This is a genomic window from bacterium, assembly GCA_026416715.1.
GTDB lineage: Bacteria > UBP4 > UBA4092 > JAOAEQ01 > JAOAEQ01 > JAOAEQ01.
The window spans coordinates 1-528 of the sequence record JAOAEQ010000061.1; the positions used below are offsets into that span (position 1 = coordinate 1).

The 528-nt window shown below is 31.8% G+C and carries 1 protein-coding gene and 1 tRNA gene; one reads left to right on the forward strand and one right to left on the reverse strand.

What is annotated here, in order from left to right; genetic code table 11:
* Positions 1-210 precede the first annotated feature (210 nt).
* Positions 211-285: transfer RNA gene (locus N3A72_12475), tRNA-Val, on the forward strand.
* 41 nt (positions 286-326) lie between these two features.
* Here the strand turns inward: N3A72_12475 and N3A72_12480 are convergent.
* Positions 327-528: PLP-dependent transferase (locus N3A72_12480; GenBank protein MCX7920391.1), on the reverse strand; the 202-nt coding region annotated here is incomplete at its 5' end.

The following is a 528-nucleotide window of genomic DNA, read 5'->3' on the forward strand; positions in this document are numbered from 1 at the left end:
GCTAGGTATGTATAGTCCATACCCAACTATTCCCACATAATCTTTACTCATAAAAGTCTCCTTTATAGAATTTTGTCTTAAATTTGCAGACAAAAAAAATTAAAGTCAAGTAAATAAAAGCAAAATAAAACTTTTGTTTTATTTTGGAGTCTAGCTTAGAAAATAATAAATTTAAAAATAGAATTTTGTCAAGAGTTTTTATTTAAAGATGGGCGATTAGCTCAGTTTGGTTAGAGTGCTTGCTCGACAAGCAAGAGGTCACTGGTTCGATTCCAGTATCGCCCATATCTTATACGGGAAATAAAAGCTATAAATCAGTAAGTAAACTATAAGTTATTAAGTGCTTGATCTAAGTCCCATAAAATATCATCAATACTTTCAATACCTATTGAAAGTCTTATCAAAGACTCAGATAAGCCTGACTCTTGAAGTTGCTCCTTTGTAAGCTGAGAATGAGTTGTTGTAGCAGGATGAATTGCAAGAGACTTTGCATCACCAACATTAGCAAGATGAGAGAATATTTTAAGA